The sequence below is a fragment of the Exiguobacterium sp. s22 genome (assembly GCF_018617455.1).
GTDB lineage: Bacteria > Bacillota > Bacilli > Exiguobacteriales > Exiguobacteriaceae > Exiguobacterium.
Genome location: NZ_JACSKD010000001.1, coordinates 1 through 21,858 on the forward strand (window position 1 = coordinate 1; position 21,858 = coordinate 21,858).

A 21,858-nucleotide genomic window follows, 5' to 3' on the forward strand; every position below is an offset into this window, starting at 1 on the left:
AGGGGAAAAGACGTTTGGACCGGGCGATTCATCTCCCACCTACGCCGGGCTACGCCCCGAGACGCTTAGAGGAGGGAGAATTCTCGCCTGATTTAGTTAAATCAATGCGACGAGAAAGGAAAGAATGACACTCCCAGTTCCGACATACACCCAATTCCATGCCTCTTTCTTTCGGTGTTGACGATCTTCCGGATCTTCCTCTTCGTCTTCCTCGTAATCTGCATCGATTTCTTTTAAACGCGCTCGTCGACTTCGCTTAAATCCATACATGATTCCATCAAATAAACCCGTCGCACTCATATGCGAAAACATTCCAATCGCAAAGGTCAGGATACCTGAAACAAATAAGCCGCCGCTTAAATGAAACAGGACGGTCTCGCTTCGGTAATACGAAAAAATCGACCAAACGGTATAAAGAAGGGTAACGATTCCCCATACAATTAATATATTTCGAAACTTTTTCAACGATGTAATCTCCTTTCAAACTTTGAGAGGGAATGGTTCATCATCCCGTGTTTCTTCTATGATACTAGGAAGCTAGGGGAGAAAGCGAGTAAGAAATACGGGTTGTATGATAGCGTTTTATTCAGCAGTTGACAATTTGATTAAAAATTTCTTACAATAGCCCTAACGTTCTTTCGTCGAATACTTTATGAAATATTCAGAAAATTAAAGAAAAAGTAAGATGTTCATTCGGCGATCGGCTAGCTTTTCAATACGAAAGGGGAAATCGCAATGAAGAAAAAATCGATTTTGCTCATGATGACAATCATCTTGGCACTCGGTTCAGTTCTCGCGGCTTGTTCGACAGGCGGAGACTCTGATGGCGGCGGTTCTTCAAACGGAGAAAAAGTTCTTCGCTTGACAGATACGTCAGACATCACAACAGCCGATCCGGCACTCGCTACAGATGCGGTCGCATTCAACTTGATCGCCAACACAATGGAAGGTCTTTACCGTCTTGATAAAGATGGGAATGCCGTACCGGCTCTCGCTGAAGGCGAACCAGAAGTAAACGAAGATGAAACGGTTTATACGTTCACACTTCGTGATGCTGAATGGTCAAACGGCGAACCAGTCACAGCGAACGACTTCGTTTACGCTTGGCAACGTGCAGTCGATCCTGCGACGGGATCACAGTATGCATACATCATGAACACAATTAAAAACGCTGAAGCCATCAACACAGGTGATACACCGAAAGAAGAGCTCGGTGTAAAAGCAGTTGATGAGAAGACACTTGAAGTAACGCTTGAGCGTCCAGACCCATCATTCCTTTCACTTACTTCATTCGGTACATTCACACCGATCAATGAAGCATTCGCTACGGAAAAAGGGGAAGACTTCACGACAGGTCCTGAAAACCTTCTCTACAACGGTCCGTTCACATGGACTAAATGGGATCGTGAACAAGGTTATGTCTTAACGAAAAACGAATCATATTGGGATGCTGAAAATGTTGCCCTCGATTCAGTTGATGTGAAAGTCGTAAAAGAAACATCGACAGTCGTTAACTTGTACGAAGCAGGAGACGTAGATTACGCAGGTCTCGCGTCAGAACAAGTTGCGGCCTTCCAAGAAGATGAAGACTATAACACAGGACTTCGTTCTTCAATCGGATACTTCAAGTTCAACCACGAAGATGAAATCTTCAAAAATGTTGATGCTCGTAAAGCAATCGCTCGTGCGGTTGACCCATCAGGCATCATCGACCAACTTTTGAACAACGGTTCGATGGCAACAACTTCATTCATCCCGAAAGAATTCATCAAGTATGAAGACGGAACGGATTACACAGAAGGCGTTGAATATTTCAAAACTGATGCTGCTGAAGCTTCTTCACTTTGGGAAAAAGCAACAGGTGGTAAAGCGACAACGATCGAACTTCTCTCATTCGATAGTGAAGTATCGAAACAAATCTCTGAGTACATGAAAGGACAAATTGAGTCGAACTTGCCGAACGTAACGGTCGAAATCGCTCAACAACCTTTCAACAACAAACTTGATCGCGAAGCAAAAGGTGACTACCAAATGTCATTCGCACTTTGGGGACCTGACTACCAAGATCCGCTTACAAACCTCGGGATCTTCACGTCAAACAATGGTCAAAACGATATTAACTACAAATCAGCTGCTTATGACAAGTTGATTGACGAAGCATCTGCTGAAACGAACATAGATGCACGTTACGACAAGTTCAAAGAAGCAGAAGCTCTCTTGATTGAACAAGATCAAGCAATCATGCCGATCTACCAGGCTGGTGTGGCGTACTTGATCCGTCCAAACATCGAAAACTTTAACCGTCAATTGTTCGGTGCTGATTACCAGTACAAATACGTTGATATCAAGTAATGGAATGAGGGGGCATGCGAACTGCATGTCCCCAATTTTCTAAAAAATTCTCTAGAAGTAAGAGAAAGTACTGTTCAAATGTTTTGTTGGTAAAGTATAATGTAGTAACAGTGAAAATTCAGAATAATCTTTGAAAAGAGTATTCTTTGTTTTCAGCCGCTGTACTAAGAGCCTTGAGATGACGTATATCTTTATCTTTCAGAAAATTCCTTTCATTTTGTGAATTTGAAAAATAGGTCATATGTCATAGTAAAGCTGTTGGTGCAAGTAGTAGAAAGAATTAGACAAAAAACAGGGGGTTTTTATTCATGGGACGTTATATCCTACAACGGCTAACTTACGGCCTCATCACGTTCTTCTTGATTGCCACGTTCACGTTCTTCCTGATGGACCTGCTCCCAGGTTCGCCATATCAAAACCAGGAAAAACTGACAGAATCACAAATTCAATTATTGAATGACCGTTACGGACTCAATGATCCGCTTCCGGTCCGTTATGCCACGTACATCGGAAACATGCTACAAGGTGACCTTGGCGTATCATTCCGCACTGCGAACCGTCCAGTAACTGATTTGATTTTGGAACGTATTGGTCCATCGGCACAATTAGGGCTTCAGGCATTAGTTCTTGGAACGCTATTAGGTGTATTGTTGGGTGTTGTGGCAGCGATTCGTCACAATACAGCCGTTGACTATGGTGCGATGTTCGTATCGGTAATCGGGATTTCTGTCCCATCGTTCGTATTTGCAGCCCTTCTACAGTACTATGTAGGTGTTAAATTGCAGTTGCTCCCAGTAGCATTCTGGGATTCACCAGCACATACCATTTTACCGACAATCTCGCTTTCTCTCGGTGTAACCGCATCGATTGCCCGTTTTGTACGTACTGAGATGCTTGAGGTTACCGGACAAGACTACGTGACTTTGGCCAAGGCAAAAGGACTTAGTGGGAACGCCATCGTATGGAAGCACATGGTGCGTAACGCGATGATTCCGGCAATCACGATCTTAGGACCGTTAACGGCCGCTCTTTTGACAGGTACATTCGTCATCGAGAAAATCTTTGCCGTACCGGGCCTCGGAGAATTGTTTGTCACGTCAATTACATTGAATGACTATACCGTGATCATGGGTACGACACTCTTCTTCTCGGCTGTCTTCATCTTGATTATCTTACTAGTCGACTTGCTATACGGCGTTGTTGACCCACGTATTCGTCTTGGGGGGAATAACTGATGATTGAAAACAAAAAGAATTTCGAACAGTTTGACCAAGACATGTTCACACCTGTAAAAATGAATGAACAGCTTGGCGAACGCATTGCAGGAAAAAGCTTAAACTTTTGGCAAGATGCATGGTTGCGCTTAAAGAAAAACAAAGCAGCGATCGTCTCGCTTTCGATTATTTTAATTCTCGTATTGCTCTCGCTCTTTGGACCTATGCTCTCAGGACGTGACGCATACGAACAAAATATTTCACAAGCAAAACTTCCACCTAAAGTCACAGGTCTCGAATGGGCTGGATTTGACGGAATGGCAACACTCGGTGGAAAAGAAATCAATTTTTACGAACAGAAAAATGTAGAAGAAAACTTCTGGTTCGGTACTGACTATCTCGGACGTGATCTTTGGTCACGTATTTGGGAAGGGACACGTATTTCACTCTTCATCGGTCTAATGGCTGCGATCATCGATACGGTGATTGGGGTCGCATACGGTGGAATCTCGGCTTACTTCGGTGGTCGTACAGATAACATCCTGCAACGGATTGTTGAGATTTTAACGGGTGTACCAAACTTGATTCTCATCATTCTCTTTATCTTGATCTTTGACCCAGGTGTCTTTACGATCATCTTGGCGATGGCCATCACAGGGTGGATTGGGATGAGCCGACTCGTTCGTGGTCAGATTTTGAAACTTAAAAACCAAGAATTCGTTTTGGCTGCACGTACGCTCGGTGCTTCAAGCATGCGTTTGATTTTCAAGCACTTGATTCCAAACACATTAGGTGCCATCATCATTACACTTATGTTCACGATTCCATCTGCCATCTTCTTCGAGGCATTCCTCAGCTTTATCGGGATCGGTCTTCAACCGCCACAGGCATCACTTGGTACGTTGATTAACGATGGATACAAAGAACTACGGACATTCCCGTTCCTTCTTGTCATCCCATCGGTCATCATCGTCTTGCTCATGGTCAGCTTCAACTTGCTTGCCGATGGCTTGCGTGATGCATTCGATCCGAAAATGCGTAAATAATATAAACAGAGGGGGACTCGTGCATGGAAACGATTTTATCAGTCCGAGACTTAGAGGTCTCGTTCCACACATATGCCGGAACGGTTCAAGCCGTCCGCGGTGTTTCGTTTGATTTGAAAAAAGGCGAGACGCTTGCCATCGTAGGAGAATCGGGTTCAGGTAAATCCGTTACTTCGAAGGCAATCATGCGTCTCATTCCGAACCCTCCAGGTGAAATCACGAACGGAGAAATCATGTTCGAAGGAAAAGACTTGGCGAAGCTTTCGGAAAAAGAAATGTTAAAAATTCGTGGTCGCGATATCGCAATGATCTTCCAAGATCCAATGACATCACTTAACCCAACGATGACGATTTATAAACAAATCGCAGAAGGGTTGAAACAGCACCAAGGATTGACTGGTGAAGATGCGAAAAAACGTACGCTCGAACTTCTTACGCTCGTAGGGATTCCAAACCCAGAAGCGCGTTTAAAACAATATCCACACCAACTTTCTGGTGGGATGCGTCAACGGATCGTTATCGCGATTGCACTTGCGTGTAATCCAAAGGTATTGATTGCCGATGAACCGACAACGGCACTTGACGTTACGATTCAAGCGCAGATTCTTGAATTGTTGAAAGACATTCAACAAAAGACGGGTACAGCGATTATCTTCATCACGCACGACCTTGGTGTTGTTGCGAACATGGCTGACCGTGTTGCGGTTATGTATGCTGGACGTCTTGTTGAAAAAGGAACGGTAGATGAGATTTTCTATGAGCCACGTCACCCGTATACATGGGGACTTCTCGGATCGATGCCGCGTCCGACAGATGACCGTAATGAAGCGTTACCGGCAATCCCGGGTACGCCTCCAAACTTACTAGACCCTCCGAAAGGAGATGCGTTTGCACCGCGTAACCCTTACGCGATGAAGATTGATTTTGAGAAAGAGCCACCGATGTTCCAAGTAAGTGATACACACTTTGCTTCGAGTTGGTTATTGCACCCGCAAGCACCAGAAGTGAATCCGCCACGTGCGATTCGTGAACTCGCTCTCAAATATCGTCCGGACAGTGCGTTCGCTAAATCGTTTACGAAAGGTGGTGCTGAATAATGGAACGCGAGAAATTACTCGAGGTAAAAAACCTGAAGCAGCACTTTAAAATTGGCCGTGGCCGTGTCGTCAAAGCGGTAGACGGAATCACATTTGATATTTACAAAGGTGAAGTGCTCGGACTCGTAGGTGAGTCTGGTTGTGGGAAGTCGACGACAGGACGTACCATCATCGGTCTTTACGATGCGACTGATGGCGATGTCGTGTTCAAAGGCGAAAACGTACACGACAAAAAGTCGAAAGCAGACAAGTTGAAATTCAACCGTGCTATGCAAATGATCTTCCAAGACCCATACGCATCGCTTAACCCGCGTATGACGGTTGCCGATATCATCGCTGAAGGAATCGATATTCATGGTCTTGCGAAAACAAAAGAAGACCGTATGAACCGCGTATACGATCTTCTCGAAACGGTCGGTTTGACGAAAGAGCACGCTAGCCGTTACCCACACGAATTCTCAGGTGGTCAACGTCAGCGTATCGGGATTGCCCGTGCCCTTGCGGTTGAACCGGACTTCATCATCGCCGATGAGCCGATCTCGGCACTTGATGTCTCGATTCAAGCACAGGTCGTCAACTTGATGAAAGAATTACAACGCGATCGCGATTTGACGTATTTATTTATCGCCCATGACTTGTCGATGGTTAAATACATCTCTGACCGTATCGGTGTAATGTATCAAGGTCACCTTGTTGAGCTTGCAACAGCAGACCGTCTTTACGAAAACCCGATTCATGCGTATACGAAATCGCTCCTTTCAGCGATTCCGCTTCCAGACCCGGAGCATGAACGTACACGTAAACGGATCGTATACGAGTCAACATCGAAAGGTCCGGTTGGACGTTCAGATGAAGATTCAAGCATTCCGCCACTTCGTGAAGTCGAGCCAGGACACTTTGTCTCGCTCACGGACGAAGAGTACGAAGCATATAAAGCACAACTCGTATAAACGTAAAAATCCTGACCCTTATCAAGGGGTCAGGATTTTTTGTACAAAAAAATCACCTATTGAAGTAGGTGACGAATTAAGCGTTTGAAATACGTGGCAAGTTCGAGAGTCGTTCGACAATGTCATCGATTTGACGAACACGAGCCAAAGCATCTTCAATCTCCATCGTTTCATAGTGATGCAATCCACCTGGCTGTTCGACATACGTATCCGCATCGTGGACGAGCTGTTGAAGTGGTGTTCGTTGAATACGGCTTGGTGGTAAATAAGAATCGGTATGCAAGAGAATCATGACAGAAATCTCTTTGGCACGGGCAGGGTCTTCCCCGAGACGAATGAGTAATTTATGTGCCCGTTCCGCACCTTTAATCGCATGGATATCGTTTTGACGATACAAGTCATAATTCCATTTACCTTCTGTATACCATTCATAGTGGCCAATATCATGAAGTAGCGCAGCTTTTGTCGCTAAATCGGTATCAAGCCCCCGTTTCGTTGCCATTTCGAGAGCGCGTTCACATACATCGACTGCATGCTTTAAGCCAGATCGAGTCAAGTATTTTTGGGTTACGGGGTGTTTCATAATGGTTTCTAATGTGATTCTCATCATCGCTCTCCTCCTTAAAAATAAAAAGGTTATTTCTATAAACTATACAGGTTTTTTTGAATCATTGCAAATCATATATGTGAAAATGAAAAAAGTACACGTAAGAATGATTCACATTTCACAAACGGATGTGCTATAATTTAGTTGTAGATATAGTGCAACTTCAAGATTTTCAGAATCGGTAATGCTCGGATGGTTCTTTACGCTGTATGGGGGTGAGAGGCCATGAAAGAACGTGATAAGGTTCTACGAGAGAAAAAGAGACTTTTAAAAGAAGTGTTGAAGAAAAAGTTGAAAGACTTACAAGTCAAGCCAGGGAAAGAGACGGTGTCTCAACCGGTTTCTCGAATCCCTGCGTCTTAAGTTAGGTCGTTCAAGGTCGCATTCAACGAAGAATGCGTCCTCTTTTCTTATCCGATTGATAAAGAATATCATTGAAGTTTCGATAATTAAGAATTATTATAATTAAGTGGATGCGATTTTGGGTATACAAATAGAGTCACTAAAAAAGATGGACGCATACTCGATCAGGGAGGAAGAAAAATGGTCACACTATATACGTCTCCAAGCTGTACATCTTGCCGAAAGGCACGGGCTTGGCTCGAAGAACATGATATCCCGTTTACAGAACGAAACATATTTTCAGAACCACTCTCATTGAATGAGATTAAACAAATTTTACGTATGACAGAGGATGGCACAGATGAGATTATTTCGACTCGTTCGAAAGTCTTTTCTAAAATCGATGTTTCGGTCGATGCTCTTTCACTTCAACAATTGTATGATTTGATTCAAGAATATCCAGGTCTTTTACGCCGTCCGATTCTAATAGATGAGAAACGGTTACAAGTTGGATATAACGAAGATGAGATTCGTCGATTCTTGCCACGCAAAGTTCGGACATTCCAATTACAAGAAGCACAGCGACTTGTGAATGAATGAAAGCATACTGTCTAAGCAGTGTGCTTTTTATTATCGATTATTTCCTATAAAATAAAGATATAACCCTTCCTTTGGATTGAACGATTTCAAAAAGGGTACTAAGATAACAAGACATTTTCCCCTCTCCTCCTTATGTGAATTGGGAGCGAGGTGAGAAGGGAGTGGACAATCGTGAAAATTGAGCGCATCAATGACAATACCGTCAAATTTTTCATTACGTATGTAGATATCGAAAAACGTGGTTTCGCACGTGATGAAATCTGGTACAACCGAGAACGTGGCGAGCAACTGTTCTGGCAAATGATGGACGAGGCTCACGAACGTGAAGATATCTCGTTTGATGGTCCACTATGGATTCAAGTCCAAGCTTTTGAAAAAGGTCTAGAAGTAACCGTCACTATTGCGAAAAATGTGATGGATAACGAAGATGATTCTGAACTCGGTTCGCTTCTTCGCTCAGCGATTGATGAAGCACGGGATCAACAATCAGTACTCGACCAATTGAGCGAACTAGACGAGCTCGAAGCAGGGGCAGACGCTTGGGCACCACTCGCGATGGAAACAGATGATTTTGAAGCAATCATTTCACTGAGCAAGCGTGCAGGTGACACGTACAGTGATTTGGATTTGAAACTATATCATTATCAAGACCGTTATTACTTGTGGGTGGAGTTCCCGGACGAAATGGAACCTGAAGACGAGGAGAACGCACTTAGTCTCTTGGCAGAATATTTATCGTTTAGTACACAGACGCAACCGATGCTTGAAGAGTATGGGAAACTCATTCTCGATGGCGACGTGTTGGCGAAAGTGCGTCACTATTTCTAATGATTCATCGCCTGTTCAATCGGACAGGCGATTTTTTCAAAAACGAAGGGTAAAGAGGTGTTGGTATGGTGAGAAGAATTCGATTATTACTTGATGAGAGTGCATGGTTTGTCCCGTTCCTATATGGTGCAGGGGGAATCGTGCTCACAACCTTGACGCAATTATTCGGTGATTTCTTCCGTGATTTGCTACCGGACTTTATTTATCTAGATTTAGATTCCGCTGCATCTGTATTATCTTCTACGTTCACAAGTCTTATGACGATGATGACGTTCAGTTTTTCTACAATCCTAGTCGTCTTGACGACGTATTCTTCCCAATTTTCTCCGAGAACCATCAATAATTTTTTAACAAACACAGCCGCTAAGCACACGCTTGGTCTTTTTATCATGACGACGGTATATGGAATCTCCAATTTATTTCTTGTTCGTACGGCTGATGAAGGGGTCGTCTTGTCTTCGGGAATCAGCGTACTTTTGGTCATCGGTTCCATTTGGACATTCGTGAAATTTATCCAGACGATCAGTATATCAATTCAGGCGGAACGTCTGTTATCAACATTACATAAAGAGGCCTTATCGGTGATTAGCGAGCAAAAAGATGCCATCGAGTCAGATGACGTTCATCTCGTATTACCTCGAACGATTCATTCGTTCAAAGGAAAAGCACTTATGGCTCCTCAGACAGGGTACGTCCGCTTGTTCTTGCGAGAAAAGCAAGGCGACTGTGAAACGGACTTTGAATCCATCGTAGCTGTCGGAGATTTCGTCGCCAAAGGTGATTTGCTCGGATATTGGAAAGGTGAAGATGCGCCGGATATCGAACTGTTTGAGATTGGGGAAGTCCGTTCTTCGATGCAAGACCCGTCTTTCGCGATTGAAAAATTAAGTGAGATTGCACTACGAGGAATTTCACCTGGAATTAATGATCCAAATACAGCGATTCATGCCATTCATTACATCGGTGACATTTTGCGGGAACTGTGTGAATTGCCGGATGGTGATTTTCTCTATTCAAACGGGTCTTCAGATTGGCATGTGAAACGAAAAGCACTTGAAACGATCCTATTTGAATCCTTGTCCCCTATGCAGACATATGCGAGTCGAGATATCTTTGTGATGGGAGCTGTGTTCGAGGCGATCCGAATGGCCCGTCTAAAAGCACATGAAACGTTAGATACAACATTCAATGAGATGATTGATTATTTTGAAGATGTGATTGCGTGGGATGACTTACACTCGAAAGAAAAGCGCTATTTACAAAATAAGATGAATCGTGCAAAACAATTGAAGGCATAAATAGAGACCACCTTTTCAACGAAGAAGAGGTGGTCTCTATTTAAGAGAGGGTGTATCCGCCATCGACGGTAATGGCTTGTCCGTTAATATAGGTGGAGGCATCAGTCAATAAAAATTCAACGACGGGTGCGACCTCTTCAGGAAGAGCGGCATGTCCCCGGAAATGATGACTCATGGCTTCCTTGAATTTTGCTTCGCCCCCGTAGAGCTTGTGACTGAGCGGTGTATCGACCGGACCGAAACAAACGGCGTTGAATCGAACTTTTCCTTTCATACGATGTGCGAACGTTTTAGTCAGTGCGATGACAGCTGCCTTAGAAGCGGCATAATGAGCGAGCATCGGTGGGAATTTAACATGTCCCACAATCGCGGCGTTGTTGACGACGCTTGCACCGTGATCAAACAAAGGGATGGCGCGCTGTGTGACCGTGTTAAGGGCGTAAAGGTTGACGTCAAATACTTCCGTATAACTTTCTTGAGTCAGCCGTTCGGGAGTGCCCGGTCTACCAAACGTGGCGGCATTGTTGAACAATCCGTTCAACGTCACGCCTTGCTCTTTTAAATGGATAAAGAGACGGTCGATGTCTTCTGATGATGTGAGGTCACATCGAACGAACGTCGCTTGTCCATTTGAATCAGCCTCGAGTGCTGCGCCTCGAGCCTCATCACGACCGATTCCAAAGACATGATGTCCCTTCTCGGATAACTGCAAGGCGACGGCGCGTCCGATCCCGCTTGTCGCACCTGTAATTAGAAAAGTCCCCATAATTCATTCGCTCCCCTCAAAAAATTGGCGTTACGATGTATAATTAATGATAATACATGACAGAAACGAGGTCAGGTTATAATATGTTGCGACGCATACAAGTACTCTTTTCCCTTATTTTGCTCGCAGGACTCATTGCGATATTATCGTATTACTGGAGCTCACAAGTGATTGGGCTCTTCTCGATTCTCGTCTTTTTGACTACGTTCAGCATTTTGTTGGTGATTTTACTTGAAAATCGGAATCCACAGCGAACGCTCATTTGGGCAATCGTCATGATTGGATTTCCCGTCATTGGATTGTTCGCCTATTTCGTGTTCGGTCAGAATTATCGCCGCAAGCGAATGTTCAAAGAAAAAGCAATGCTTGATGAAGAGACGTACTTGGCCTATCGCCAAAAGGCGATGACGTTGTCTCCATCACTCATGTTCGCCCATGACGACTATGAGAAGTTGTTGCATCTCACGTCTTCCTTGAACCAGCTACCTGTCTCGTCCAATACGTATACGCAGGTATTAACGAACGGACGAGAGAAGTTTTCGAAGCTGATCCCTGCTTTAAAAGGAGCAACACGCCATATCCATCTTGAATATTATATCTTTCGAGAAGATCGTATTTCTCGGGAAATTCAGCAAATCTTAATTGAAAAAGCGAAGTCCGGGGTCGAGGTTCGATTCTTATATGATGCGGTCGGTTCGATTCATACGAGCGGTTCTTTCTTTGAAGAGATGAAGCAGGCGGGAGTTCAAGTGAAGGCGTTCTTTCCGGTCGTCCTTCCGCTCGTGTCGAGTAAGACGAACTATCGGAATCATCGAAAGATTGTCGTGATTGATGGCACGGAGGCCTTCACGGGTGGCTTGAACGTCGGAGATGAATATTTAGGCGAACACTCTAAGTTTGGTTTTTGGCGAGATACCCACCTTTACGTCAGAGGGGAAGGGGTGTCTGAGCTACAATTGATCTTCTTGCAAGATTGGTATTACATGACGGGAGAGCGACTGTTCACTCCGTTTTATTTAGAACCGCTTGAAACGGTACGAAGTGCGAGCGGAGGTGTTCAAATCGTAGCGAGTGGACCGGATGAACCATATGAGACAATGAAGTCCATATACTTTTCGCTCATCAATGCTGCAAAAAAGTCCGTCTATATTTCGTCGCCTTATTTGATTCCAGATGAGGACATTATGAGTGCCTTGAAGACGGCGTCATTATCAGGGATTGATGTCCGCATCGTCTTGCCGAGCTATCCGGACCATAAGATTGTATTTTATGCGAGTCGATCCTATTATGAGGAGTTGCTGTTGGCCGGGGTAAAGATTTATTTATACGAAGAAGGATTCATGCATTCAAAAGTCATCGTCGTCGACGAGGGATTAGCTACAATCGGGACGGCGAACATGGACTTTCGGAGCTTCCATTTGAACTTTGAGGTCAATGCACTTCTTTATAATACGAATTCCGTTCATCAGTTGAAACAAGACTTATATCATGATTTTGAAGGGTCCCACGAACTCGTCTTAGACGAATTCGCGAAGCGCTCATTCTTTATCAAACTTGTAGAATCATTGGCTAGAATGTTTTCACCACTATTGTGAGGGGGGAGCAAGATGCGGTTTGCAATCGATCGGGAAGGGAATCATGTAGATTCCTTTACAATCAATCGGGTGCGAGCAGAGCAACTTGCTCCTTTTCGATGCCCGACTTGTCAGGAAATGTTGATTGTGAAGCAAGGAGCGAAGCGACGGCTGCATTTTGCGCATATTCACACGTGCGGAAGAGCTGAATCCGTCCCGCATCATCAGGATAAATGGGCAGTATGCCAGTGGCTTCAAGGGAGGGGATATCCTGTCGAGCAAGAGGTGACGATTGGGGATCGTCGAGCGGACGTTATCACCACGATAGATGGGAAGACCACCGTATTTGAGATTCAGGCGTCCCCATTACGACCGGAAGAGTATAGCGAACGAACGATTGATTATAGACGCGCGGGGCTAGACGTGATTTGGCTCGCAAGCGGAATGGATTTGAAAATGAATCAATCTTTTCAACCGTGGATGCGCCTTGAACTCTCAAGAAGGCACATGCTTCTGACTGTAAACAATGGTTCGTTAGTACGTTTTAATGGTTTCCCCACTTCGATTAAATATGGACAAGGGAATTGGAATGTCACCTCTTCTGTGAAGACGATGCCATTTGAGGCATACTATCGATTTCACGCGCACGAGTGGACGGAGATGATTCGTCGTAACCGGATGACGCCACTCTATCCTTCTCCTCAGAATCGGAATTTGATCTTAAATCGACTCTATCCACTCGGTCTACTTCCATCACTTTTACCATCTGGCTGTTATCTCCCGCTCACATCGCTATGGGGAGTTCGGATTCATCCGATCGCGTTTCAGACCGTCCTGTATTTGAATCGGTACGAGTCACCAAAAGATTCAGTCGAGTGGAGTATTGAAAAGACATGTCGTCAGTTTGGAGTGACACCGACAAGCGACTTTTCTCAGTCGTTTCATGTACAATGGAAACAACTCTTGAATGCATGTCGTCTATCTTGTGACGTCAGGTCATGGCCGCTTCCACATTCATATGAAGAAGCGAGATATCAAGATACACGCATGTTTCAAGGACTTCAGCGATTGATTGATCAATCGACTTAACTAGCACAAGGGGAGTGTACGTATGTCAGAAATATTGACTAGACAACAAGTTCCAGTGGAAGAAACGTGGAACCTAGAGACGATCTATAGCAACGATGAAGCTTGGGAATCGGATTTTCAAGCACTCAAAGAGAAAGTACCGGCGTTAATCGGATTTAAAGGAAAACTTGGTGAGTCGGCGGAGACGCTATACGATGCGTTACAGCTTCGGGACGAACTTTCTCGCATGCTACATAAGCTATACACGTACGCACATATGCGTTATGACGAAGATACGGCGAATAGCCACTATCAGGCACTGAATGATCGTGCTGGGTCACTCGCATCACAAATCTCAGCCCAACTCGCATTCATGACGCCTGAACTTTTATCTATCGAAGAAGCGCAAATCGAAGCCTTTATGGAACAGAATGACGCACTTCGTGTATACCGTCATGCATTCGACGAGTTGGCGCAAGAACGTCCGCACGTATTGACGGAAGCAGAGGAAGCGATTCTTGCACAAGCGGGAGACGTGCTCGGTCAATCGAGTTCGACGTTCGGTATGCTCAACAATGCAGATTTGAAATTCCCGAAAGTGAAAAATGAAAAAGGGGAAGAGGTCGAGTTGACGCACGGTCGATATATCACGTTCCTCGAATCGGCGGAACGTAACGTTCGTGAAGGCGCATTTAAAGCAATGTATGGAACGTATGCGCAATATTTGAACACGTTCGCCTCAACATTGTCAGGAAGTGTGAAGAAAGATAACTTCTATGCGAATGTGCGCAAGTTTGAAAGTGCGAGACAGTCAGCACTCCATCAGAATGCGATTCCAGAGTCTGTATACGACGGCCTCGTGGAAGCGGTGAACGAACGACTTGACTTGCTACATCGCTATGTCGCGCTACGGAAGCGTGCGCTCGGATTAGACGAGCTTCATATGTATGACCTCTACACACCGCTCGTCAAAGATGTCGAGATGAAAGTATCGTATGAGGAAGCGAAACAATGGATGGTGGATGGCTTGGCACCACTTGGTGAGGAGTACGTCCAAATTATAAAAGACGGTCTTGCGTCACGTTGGGTCGACGTTCGAGAAACGCGCGGAAAGCGTAGCGGCGCTTACTCGTCGGGGGCATATGATACACAGCCGTTCATTCTTATGAACTGGCAGGATAACGTCAATAACCTCTTCACGCTTGCACACGAGTTCGGGCATTCTGTCCACAGCCATTACACACGTACATCACAACCATATCCGTACGGGGACTACTCAATCTTTGTGGCAGAAGTCGCATCGACGACGAACGAAGCGTTGTTGAACGACCATCTCTTGAAAACGAGAACGGCAAAAGAAGAGCGCCTTTATTTACTAAACAATCAGCTTGAAACGTTCCGTGGGACATTGTTCCGTCAAACGATGTTCGCTGAATTTGAACACATGATTCATCAAGCAGCTCAAGAAGGCGTATCGCTCACTCCGGAGTACTTAAATGAAACTTACCTCGAGTTGAACAAACGCTATTTCGGAGATGAGATTGTCATCGATGAAGAAATTTCATACGAATGGGCACGAATCCCACACTTCTATTACAACTACTACGTCTATCAATATGCGACAGGGATTTCGGCATCTGCTGCGTTGTCGCAACAGATTTTAGAAGAAGGGGAGCCAGCTGTACGTCGTTATATCGATAACTTCTTGAAGGCGGGTTCTAGTGACTATCCGATTGAAGTATTAAAAGCAGCTGGCGTCGACATGACGACGAAAGAACCGGTACTGAAAGCACTTGATCAGTTCGAGGCGGTTCTCGATGAAATGGAATCATTATTGTTCTCGTGAACAATATGTGACAATGTACACAAAGTAGTTGTCAGATGATTGCACACTAGGTATATTATAAGTGTGAAATCAATCACAAACCCCTTTATTGACCGTAAACTTTCTCCCATCTTGTAGGCCTTCCCCGGGCCTCAAGGTTCGACGGCTCTTGTCCCCGCTTGAGACGTCAAAAACCCCACGGCTCCCCGGCCGTGGGGTTCTTTTTATTTTGTTTGAGCCCATGCCTCACCGCTACATCCTGGTACAGGACGGCAGCGTTGCTGTAAGGAAAGCTTTTTCAGTTCGCGTTCAATCACCGTTTTTTCCAAGTCAAGAATATACGAAAGTTCTGTGATTGTGGAGGCATCATATCGTGCCAATACTTTCGCTACGTCCCAGTCGGTCGAACGGATAGGACTATATCCTAGCAATTCTGTCATGACCGATTGATAAACGTCGTAAGGGTAAACCCCTTCAATCTTCAATGCCTCATCGCGCGTTACGAACGTAAGTGCAGGCAATGATTCAATCTCCCAATCTTTCAACACTTGATGGTCGACAGCTAGTGCGTTCAAGAGCTGATTCGATTGAAGATCGGCTTCGAGTTCACTTAAATCGAGACCATACTCTTCAAAAGAGCGTGCGATTTCCCATAAATCAATCGGGTCGGGTTGTTTCGAAGAGAATAAATCATTCACATGTAAATGACGCAAGAAGCGCATCGCATGTCGTTTCCCTTGCAATTCCAGTGCTTTGATCATGGTGAGAAGGCGAACTTCTTCCTGACATCCGCCAACACAGCTAGGAACGGTAGAGACCATGCGGAACCGAATCACATGTCCGTATTCAATCTCCAATTTTTTAATCAGTGTCATCACGTGAAAATTCTCAGGACTCGAGATGTCCATGAAATAGAATAACTCCAATGGTTTATACGTTACTTGAATAGGAGTTTCTTCCAATGAACAGGATGACCCATTACATTGTTCAAGTTCCATTTGTGTCGCCTCCTCTCGTCAAAAAACTCATATAACGTTGTAAACTCATTGTAGCAACCTAAAAAAAAGGTTGGCAATGTATCTGCTCAACCTTCAAAACGTCTCATTTTTAATTCCATGAATCGAACGATTTTATTTTTTGCAGGACGATAAGGTAATCCGTGTTTCGCTAGGAGTTGTTCAAACGCGCGTTGACCGGCTTCCTCATTTGTCACTTCAAATTCTATTTCATAGTCAGTTGTCTCCAAATAATGGCTTTCGTCCAATACGAGGAGCCCGTCTTCTGTCTGGAGCTCTGCCCGGTTCGTCTCGAGTCGCCCAAGATGTTCAAGTGGTGCATTCAGTTGAAACGGAGCAAGTGCTTGTTTCATTTGAACATCATGGATTATCCCATATTTAAATAAATCTTCTGCCTCTTCTTCGGTGATCATGGCGTGTGTCTCAAGAAGCCCGACCTCGTTCGGCTGTTTTAATGTTAACACTTGGCCTTGTTTTTTTTCGCGGATTCGAAGTGCTGCCCCGTTTTCCTTTAACTGAAAAGATGGTGTGTCGAAATAGTCATTTGCTTGCCAACGAACTTGTTCTTTAAGCTGATAGGCTTGAAGAAGCGTCTCGTACTCTTCTTTCGTCAACATTGATTTAAATTCAATTTCCACTTCTTGGGTCATGAATCATCGCTCCATTCTATGAACAATTGTTCGTTTATGATACCATACAAACGGATACATACGGAAAGGACATGTTTTTTCCGGAAAAGAACGAAAGTGGTGACAGCGTATGCAATCAGTGAACTGGGATCAGTTTTTAGTACCGTATCAAATTGCGGTAGACGAGTTAAAAGTCAAATTAAAAGCCGTTCGGAAGCAATTTAAGTCGCAAAATGACCATTCTCCGATTGAGTTTGTCACAGGACGAGTGAAACCGGTCGGGAGCATCCTCGAGAAAGCAAAGCGAAAGAATATTGCCGAGCATGAACTAGCGACGGATATGCAGGATATTGCGGGATTACGAATCATGTGTCAGTTTGTCGATGATATCGTTCACGTTTTGGATTTGCTTCATCGGAGAACAGATTTTAAAATAGTGGAAGAACGAAATTATATTACCCATCAGAAAGATTCGGGCTATCGATCGTATCACGTGATTATCGAATATCCGGTCCAGACGATTCACGGTGAGATTCCGACGCTTGTCGAAGTACAGATCCGCACGCTCGCAATGAACTTTTGGGCGACGATCGAACATTCTCTAAATTATAAATATGATGGCGACATGCCTCTTGAAGTACAAGAACGATTAAGACGTGCAGCGGAGGCGGCCTTTCTCCTTGATGCCGAGATGAGTCAACTCCGTGTCGAGATTCAAGACGCGCAGCAAGTGTTTCGAGATAAAGAAATGAATGTGAAAACAGACGAGAACTAGGGGGAACCGGTATGCAGTTTGCGATTGTATCGAGGGGAGATGCGCGATCAGCGGAGATTACCCAAGAACTGACTGAAAAACTTGAAGCGGCAGGGCATACGCTTTCTGAGGAACCACGCATTGTGGTTTCGGTCGGAGGGGACGGGACGATGTTGCAGGCGTTTCATAAATACATTGACCGTCTGGATGAAACTCTTCTTGTCGGAATTCATACCGGACACCTCGGCTTTTATGCCGATTGGCAACCGGATGAGTTGGATGAACTGACGGAGATGATCACGAGTGAATCATTTGAACCAGTATCGTATCCCCTCGTCGAAGTGCTCATTGATTATGAGAATGGAAAGACGGACCGCCAGTTGGCGATGAATGACTGTACAATTAAGAACTACAAGCGAACGCTCGTCTGTGACTTATCGATTCGAGATGATTACTTTGAAACGTTCCGTGGAGATGGACTATGTATTTCGACCCCATCTGGATCGACCGCCTACAACAAGGCACTTGGAGGGGCGATTGTTCATCCATCGATCGAAGCCATTCAAGTGACCGAGATGGCATCGATCAACAACCTAGTGTATCGGACGATTGGGGCACCGCTCCTTTTGCCGAAACATCATCAAGTGAAGATCCAACCGCATACGAAAACTGAGTTTGAATTGGCGTTTGATCATCAAGAAGCGCTGTCTTGGTCAGATGTCGTCTCCATTCGGTGTGCGGTCGCAAAAGAAAAAGTGACGTTCGCTCGTTTCCGGCCATTCCCATTTTGGCGCCGGGTTCGCGAATCGTTCATCGAGGAAGGAAAGTAACGAATGCAAGGGTTTACGATTCGTCGCGTTGTGGAGAAAGCCATCCCACTTCGCGACTTTTTAATGCAAGATATGGGTATTTCTCGAAAGATGCTCACGCTCGTGAAGCATGAAGGGGATATTGAAGTGAATGGTACGCATCGCACCGTACGATATCAACTTGTACCTGGAGATGAAGTGGTGGTGCGATTCCCACACGAAGTCCCATCACTAGACATGGCCGTTTCAGAGCGGCCCATTCGAATTCTGTATGAGGACGATACGCTGTTGGCGGTCGATAAACCGGCAGGGATTGCCACGATTCCGTCACGTCTACATCCGACCGATACGCTTGCGAACGCTGTACTCGGTTATTATCAAAAAATTGGTCTATCATCCGCAATCCATGTCGTTAATCGGCTCGATCGCGATACGAGCGGTGTCGTCTTATTTGCCAAGTACGGCTACATTCATCATCGATTTAGCGAACTTCAGAAAGCGAATGGATTGATGCGTACGTATAAAGCGTTAATTGAAGAAAAAGTGACGCCACAAACGATAGATGCACCAATCGGGCGTGCCGAGAACTCGATTATGGAGCGAGTCGTGACAACTGAGGGACAACGCGCCATCACACATATCCTCTCATGCCAGCCATTTGGGAGCGGCTCATTATTGACGATTCGACTCGAGACGGGGCGAACCCATCAGATTCGCGTGCATTTGCGCCATATCGGCCATCCGCTCATCGGAGACTCCATGTATGGGGGGGCAACTCGTATGGACCGTCACGCCCTTCACAGTGCGTCTGCGCGATTCATTCATCCGATGACAGGGGAAGAGGTTCAGATTGAGGCGCCGATTCCGAAAGATTTTCAAACTATATGAAGAAATCCCTCAAGGCTGTGCCTTGAGGGATTTTGTCAATCATCATCAAACATGTAAGTTTTTGATTTAGAAGCTACATTCATGACGAGACCAATGGCAATCATGTTCATAATGATTCCGGTTCCTCCGTAACTGACGAATGGAAGGGTGAGACCAGTGATCGGCAACACACCGATGGTCATGCCGATATTTTGGAACACTTGGAATGTGAACATGGCAATGACGCCGGTAACGATGTAACTTCCGAACGCACTACTTGACTCTAACGCGATATGAATCATGCGATAGAGAAACAAGAAGAAGACGATAATGACAAGGGCGGCACCGATAAAACCATAGTGTTCGGCAATAACTGCAAAAATGAAGTCGGTTTGAGATTCAGGCAAATAAACGAGTCCTTGACCGTATCCTGCCCCAAACATTTGACCAGAACCGATTGCCTGTAATGATTTAATCAATTGGAACGCCAGGTCATCCGAGTACTCGTATGGATAAATCCAAGCCTGGAATCGGTTTAATGCATGTCCTGGTACGACAGCTTGAAGAATCTCGAAATGAGTGAAAAACAGATACATAAAGGTACCAATCGTCAATGCTGCGGCACTGAAAAGACCAAGCAACCACTTCCACCCAATTCCTGAGACAATGATGATGGCGCCGAGCATCGTCATCAAGACGAGTCCTGTCCCTAAGTCAGGTTGCGTCACAATCAGTCCGAGTGGAGGAATGGCGACTAATACTAATTTTACGAGGAGCCACGTATCGAGTTGAGAAGAGCCGTATCGTTTATTGTGCTCATACACAATCGTCGACATCGAAATGAGTAAAAATAGTTTCATGAACTCTGCCGGTTGAAAGCTGAACCCCGGAACGTTATACCATCCGTACGCTCCGTTAATATTCGGAACGAGCGACGTATCGCGAAGTGGGATGAGACCGACAAGCAGTAGCAAACCGAAAGCATATAAGTACCAATGAATTTTTCGGAGTTGCTCATATTCGATCGTCATGATGGCGAACATGGCAAAAAAGCCGATCACATAACGGATACCTTGTTCAAGAGCGAAGTTTATGTGCTGAAGTCGTGTCGGTAACATCGGTTGTGCCGTGTAGATGGCACCGAGACTAATGATCATCAGCATAAACACAATCGTCAGTAACGTCGTATCTAAACTTTTAAAATATGATTGAATGCGATTCATAATGGAGTCGTGTCACCCTTTCTATACGTATTTTATCTTACCGTAACTTAAAAAAATCGCAATACGTTATGAGTCGGTTGACAAAACAGAAACCTTTCTGTAATCTGAGGACAGATATTATTACCAGGTACTAAAAAGGGGAGCTTAAGATGTCAATTTTTCCAACATTAACGAATAAGACGTATGTCGTCATGGGAATCGCGAACAAACGATCGATTGCATGGGCCATCGCAAAAACACTTGATGAAGCCGGTGCGAAACTCGTATTGACGTATGCGGCAGAACGATTTAAATCAGGACTTGAATCACTTGCGAGCGAATTGAAACAGGAAGCGATTTTACTTGAGTGTGACGTGACGAACGACGAGGCGATCGATACAACGTTCCGTTCGATCCATGAGCAAGCAGGGGAAATTCAAGGGATCGCACACTCGATCGCGTTCGCAGATAAAGAAGCGTTGCGCGGTGAGTTCTCAGAAATGACGCGTGGACAATTTGCGCAAGCATTAGATATTTCCGCCTATAGTTTGACAGCGGTTGTGAAAGCGGCGAAACCATATTTTGCATCGGATGCCTCGGTCATCACGCTCACATATCTTGGTGGAGAACGCGTCGTTCCGAACTATAACTTGATGGGTGTCGCCAAAGCGGCGCTTGATTCGAGCGTCAAATACTTGGCGAACGAGTACGGACCACACGGTATTCGAGTCAACGCGATTTCAGCAGGACCGATTCGCACATTGTCGGCAAAAGGTGTCGGTGACTTTAACAGTATCCTTTCTGAACTCGAACAGAAAGCACCTTTACGCCGAAACGTTTCTGCTGAGGAAGTCGCTTCCACAGGACTCTTCCTTCTCTCAGGGATGGGAAGTGGCGTGACCGGAGAAGTCATTCACGTCGATAGCGGGTTCCATATTTTATAAGTTTGGGAAATGGCGCAGCGATGCGCCATTTTTGTATTATCGCATGAAAAAATCGGGTAAGGACTTATGA

22 protein-coding genes are annotated in these 21,858 nt (G+C 45.0%); 16 read left to right on the forward strand and 6 right to left on the reverse strand.

The genetic code is table 11. The annotated features are described in order from the left end of the window. Positions 1 to 96: 96 nt before the first annotated feature. The gene (locus KNO94_RS00005) at positions 97 to 465 is read right to left on the reverse strand and encodes a DUF3899 domain-containing protein (RefSeq protein ID WP_214739799.1); all 369 of its coding nucleotides are present in this window, start codon (positions 463 to 465) and stop codon (positions 97 to 99) included. Between the two features lie 270 nt (positions 466 to 735). Here KNO94_RS00005 and KNO94_RS00010 point away from each other — a divergent pair, with 270 nt between their 5' ends. The 5 genes from KNO94_RS00010 to KNO94_RS00030 all read left to right on the forward strand — a co-directional run bounded on the left by KNO94_RS00010 (position 736) and on the right by KNO94_RS00030 (position 6,659). Then, complete coding sequence (locus tag KNO94_RS00010; RefSeq protein WP_214776641.1) at positions 736 to 2,352, forward strand: peptide ABC transporter substrate-binding protein; 1,617 nt, start codon at positions 736 to 738, stop codon at positions 2,350 to 2,352. Positions 2,353 to 2,660: 308 nt separating this feature from the next. After that, a complete protein-coding gene (gene opp3b, locus KNO94_RS00015) occupies positions 2,661 to 3,587 on the forward strand; it encodes an oligopeptide ABC transporter permease (protein ID WP_214739803.1) in 927 nt (308 codons plus the stop codon). Then, positions 3,587 to 4,612 (forward strand): oligopeptide ABC transporter permease, encoded by a 1,026-nt coding sequence (gene opp3C, locus KNO94_RS00020; protein ID WP_483299157.1) that lies wholly within the window; start codon positions 3,587 to 3,589, stop codon positions 4,610 to 4,612. Before opp3b ends, opp3C begins: the two co-directional genes overlap by 1 nt. Positions 4,613 to 4,635: 23 nt before the next feature. Further along, on the forward strand, positions 4,636 to 5,709 hold the full coding sequence (locus tag KNO94_RS00025) for an ABC transporter ATP-binding protein (RefSeq protein WP_214776643.1): 1,074 nt from the start codon (positions 4,636 to 4,638) through the stop codon (positions 5,707 to 5,709). Beyond that, positions 5,709 to 6,659, forward strand: coding sequence for an ABC transporter ATP-binding protein (locus tag KNO94_RS00030; RefSeq protein WP_214739805.1), 951 nt, complete (start codon positions 5,709 to 5,711; stop codon positions 6,657 to 6,659). The genes KNO94_RS00025 and KNO94_RS00030 overlap by 1 nt, the downstream gene beginning before the upstream one ends. Positions 6,660 to 6,735: 76 nt before the next feature. Here the strand turns inward: KNO94_RS00030 and KNO94_RS00035 are convergent, their stop codons facing one another. Continuing rightward, positions 6,736 to 7,269, reverse strand: coding sequence for an HD domain-containing protein (locus tag KNO94_RS00035; RefSeq protein ID WP_214776644.1), 534 nt, complete (start codon positions 7,267 to 7,269; stop codon positions 6,736 to 6,738). A gap of 222 nt (positions 7,270 to 7,491) precedes the next feature. Here KNO94_RS00035 and KNO94_RS00040 point away from each other — a divergent pair, with 222 nt between their 5' ends. From KNO94_RS00040 to KNO94_RS00055, 4 genes are all read left to right on the forward strand, one after another. Further along, positions 7,492 to 7,629, forward strand: a complete 138-nt coding sequence (locus tag KNO94_RS00040; protein ID WP_015881216.1) for a hypothetical protein — start codon at positions 7,492 to 7,494, stop codon at positions 7,627 to 7,629. Positions 7,630 to 7,809: 180 nt separating this feature from the next. Beyond that, on the forward strand, positions 7,810 to 8,208 hold the full coding sequence (gene spxA / locus KNO94_RS00045; RefSeq protein WP_015881217.1) for a transcriptional regulator SpxA: 399 nt from the start codon (positions 7,810 to 7,812) through the stop codon (positions 8,206 to 8,208). 171 nt (positions 8,209 to 8,379) lie between these two features. Further along, on the forward strand, positions 8,380 to 9,036 hold the full coding sequence (gene mecA / locus KNO94_RS00050) for an adaptor protein MecA (protein WP_214776646.1): 657 nt from the start codon (positions 8,380 to 8,382) through the stop codon (positions 9,034 to 9,036). A 65-nt stretch (positions 9,037 to 9,101) separates the two neighbouring features. After that, a complete protein-coding gene (locus KNO94_RS00055) occupies positions 9,102 to 10,334 on the forward strand; it encodes a DUF2254 domain-containing protein (protein WP_214776648.1) in 1,233 nt (410 codons plus the stop codon). 40 nt (positions 10,335 to 10,374) lie between these two features. Here KNO94_RS00055 and KNO94_RS00060 read toward each other — a convergent pair whose 3' ends face one another. After that, complete coding sequence (locus tag KNO94_RS00060) at positions 10,375 to 11,100, reverse strand: SDR family NAD(P)-dependent oxidoreductase (protein ID WP_214776650.1); 726 nt, start codon at positions 11,098 to 11,100, stop codon at positions 10,375 to 10,377. An 83-nt stretch (positions 11,101 to 11,183) separates the two neighbouring features. On the opposite strand from KNO94_RS00060, the gene cls reads away from it, so the two are divergent. Genes cls through pepF form a run of 3 tightly spaced genes read left to right on the forward strand, consistent with a single transcriptional unit; the run spans position 11,184 to position 15,588 of the window. After that, entirely contained in the window at positions 11,184 to 12,695 is a 1,512-nt protein-coding gene (gene cls / locus KNO94_RS00065) for a cardiolipin synthase (RefSeq protein ID WP_214776652.1), read from the forward strand. Positions 12,696 to 12,707: 12 nt separating this feature from the next. Next, a complete protein-coding gene (locus tag KNO94_RS00070) occupies positions 12,708 to 13,763 on the forward strand; it encodes a competence protein CoiA (protein WP_214776655.1) in 1,056 nt (351 codons plus the stop codon). Between the two features lie 22 nt (positions 13,764 to 13,785). After that, the gene (gene pepF, locus KNO94_RS00075) at positions 13,786 to 15,588 is read left to right on the forward strand and encodes an oligoendopeptidase F (protein WP_214776657.1); all 1,803 of its coding nucleotides are present in this window, start codon (positions 13,786 to 13,788) and stop codon (positions 15,586 to 15,588) included. Positions 15,589 to 15,791: 203 nt separating this feature from the next. Here pepF and KNO94_RS00080 read toward each other — a convergent pair whose 3' ends face one another. Both KNO94_RS00080 and KNO94_RS00085 read right to left on the reverse strand, forming a co-directional pair. Further along, positions 15,792 to 16,565, reverse strand: a complete 774-nt coding sequence (locus KNO94_RS00080; RefSeq protein ID WP_214776659.1) for a DsbA family protein — start codon at positions 16,563 to 16,565, stop codon at positions 15,792 to 15,794. Between the two features lie 86 nt (positions 16,566 to 16,651). Further along, entirely contained in the window at positions 16,652 to 17,233 is a 582-nt protein-coding gene (locus tag KNO94_RS00085; protein ID WP_214776661.1) for a CYTH domain-containing protein, read from the reverse strand. A 109-nt stretch (positions 17,234 to 17,342) separates the two neighbouring features. Between KNO94_RS00085 and yjbM the strand changes: the two genes are divergently transcribed. Genes yjbM through KNO94_RS00100 form a run of 3 tightly spaced genes read left to right on the forward strand, consistent with a single transcriptional unit; the run spans position 17,343 to position 19,663 of the window. Next, positions 17,343 to 17,987 carry a GTP diphosphokinase gene (gene yjbM, locus KNO94_RS00090; RefSeq protein ID WP_214776663.1) on the forward strand — a complete coding sequence of 215 codons (645 nt, stop codon included), beginning with the start codon at positions 17,343 to 17,345 and terminating at the stop codon, positions 17,985 to 17,987. Between the two features lie 11 nt (positions 17,988 to 17,998). After that, positions 17,999 to 18,796: an NAD kinase gene (locus tag KNO94_RS00095; RefSeq protein ID WP_214739828.1), complete on the forward strand. Its 798-nt coding sequence runs from the start codon at positions 17,999 to 18,001 to the stop codon at positions 18,794 to 18,796. Between the two features lie 3 nt (positions 18,797 to 18,799). Next, positions 18,800 to 19,663, forward strand: a complete 864-nt coding sequence (locus KNO94_RS00100; protein ID WP_214776665.1) for an RluA family pseudouridine synthase — start codon at positions 18,800 to 18,802, stop codon at positions 19,661 to 19,663. Between the two features lie 35 nt (positions 19,664 to 19,698). On the opposite strand, the gene KNO94_RS00105 is transcribed toward KNO94_RS00100, so the two are convergent. Then, a complete protein-coding gene (locus tag KNO94_RS00105) occupies positions 19,699 to 20,865 on the reverse strand; it encodes an FtsW/RodA/SpoVE family cell cycle protein (protein WP_214739836.1) in 1,167 nt (388 codons plus the stop codon). A gap of 149 nt (positions 20,866 to 21,014) precedes the next feature. On the opposite strand from KNO94_RS00105, the gene fabI reads away from it, so the two are divergent. Continuing rightward, positions 21,015 to 21,788 carry an enoyl-ACP reductase FabI gene (gene fabI, locus KNO94_RS00110; protein WP_214776667.1) on the forward strand — a complete coding sequence of 258 codons (774 nt, stop codon included), beginning with the start codon at positions 21,015 to 21,017 and terminating at the stop codon, positions 21,786 to 21,788. The last annotated feature ends 70 nt before the right edge of the window (positions 21,789 to 21,858 follow it).

What these genes read in the sequence shown, in the direction of transcription:
- pepF (WP_214776657.1), top strand. Translation starts at nt 13,786, where the DNA reads ATGTCAGAAATATTGACTAGACAACAAGTTCCAGTGGAAGAAACGTGG.
- KNO94_RS00040 (WP_015881216.1), top strand. Translation starts at nt 7,492, where the DNA reads ATGAAAGAACGTGATAAGGTTCTACGAGAGAAAAAGAGACTTTTAAAA.
- KNO94_RS00100 (WP_214776665.1), top strand. Translation starts at nt 18,800, where the DNA reads ATGCAAGGGTTTACGATTCGTCGCGTTGTGGAGAAAGCCATCCCACTT.
- KNO94_RS00010 (WP_214776641.1), top strand. Translation starts at nt 736, where the DNA reads ATGAAGAAAAAATCGATTTTGCTCATGATGACAATCATCTTGGCACTC.
- KNO94_RS00095 (WP_214739828.1), top strand. Translation starts at nt 17,999, where the DNA reads ATGCAGTTTGCGATTGTATCGAGGGGAGATGCGCGATCAGCGGAGATT.
- KNO94_RS00055 (WP_214776648.1), top strand. Translation starts at nt 9,102, where the DNA reads ATGGTGAGAAGAATTCGATTATTACTTGATGAGAGTGCATGGTTTGTC.
- KNO94_RS00025 (WP_214776643.1), top strand. Translation starts at nt 4,636, where the DNA reads ATGGAAACGATTTTATCAGTCCGAGACTTAGAGGTCTCGTTCCACACA.
- KNO94_RS00060 (WP_214776650.1), bottom strand. Translation starts at nt 11,100, where the DNA reads ATGGGGACTTTTCTAATTACAGGTGCGACAAGCGGGATCGGACGCGCC.
- KNO94_RS00080 (WP_214776659.1), bottom strand. Translation starts at nt 16,565, where the DNA reads ATGGAACTTGAACAATGTAATGGGTCATCCTGTTCATTGGAAGAAACT.
- KNO94_RS00105 (WP_214739836.1), bottom strand. Translation starts at nt 20,865, where the DNA reads ATGAATCGCATTCAATCATATTTTAAAAGTTTAGATACGACGTTACTG.
- fabI (WP_214776667.1), top strand. Translation starts at nt 21,015, where the DNA reads ATGTCAATTTTTCCAACATTAACGAATAAGACGTATGTCGTCATGGGA.
- KNO94_RS00035 (WP_214776644.1), bottom strand. Translation starts at nt 7,269, where the DNA reads ATGATGAGAATCACATTAGAAACCATTATGAAACACCCCGTAACCCAA.
- opp3b (WP_214739803.1), top strand. Translation starts at nt 2,661, where the DNA reads ATGGGACGTTATATCCTACAACGGCTAACTTACGGCCTCATCACGTTC.
- spxA (WP_015881217.1), top strand. Translation starts at nt 7,810, where the DNA reads ATGGTCACACTATATACGTCTCCAAGCTGTACATCTTGCCGAAAGGCA.
- yjbM (WP_214776663.1), top strand. Translation starts at nt 17,343, where the DNA reads ATGCAATCAGTGAACTGGGATCAGTTTTTAGTACCGTATCAAATTGCG.
- KNO94_RS00085 (WP_214776661.1), bottom strand. Translation starts at nt 17,233, where the DNA reads ATGACCCAAGAAGTGGAAATTGAATTTAAATCAATGTTGACGAAAGAA.
- KNO94_RS00030 (WP_214739805.1), top strand. Translation starts at nt 5,709, where the DNA reads ATGGAACGCGAGAAATTACTCGAGGTAAAAAACCTGAAGCAGCACTTT.
- cls (WP_214776652.1), top strand. Translation starts at nt 11,184, where the DNA reads ATGTTGCGACGCATACAAGTACTCTTTTCCCTTATTTTGCTCGCAGGA.
- KNO94_RS00070 (WP_214776655.1), top strand. Translation starts at nt 12,708, where the DNA reads ATGCGGTTTGCAATCGATCGGGAAGGGAATCATGTAGATTCCTTTACA.
- opp3C (WP_483299157.1), top strand. Translation starts at nt 3,587, where the DNA reads ATGATTGAAAACAAAAAGAATTTCGAACAGTTTGACCAAGACATGTTC.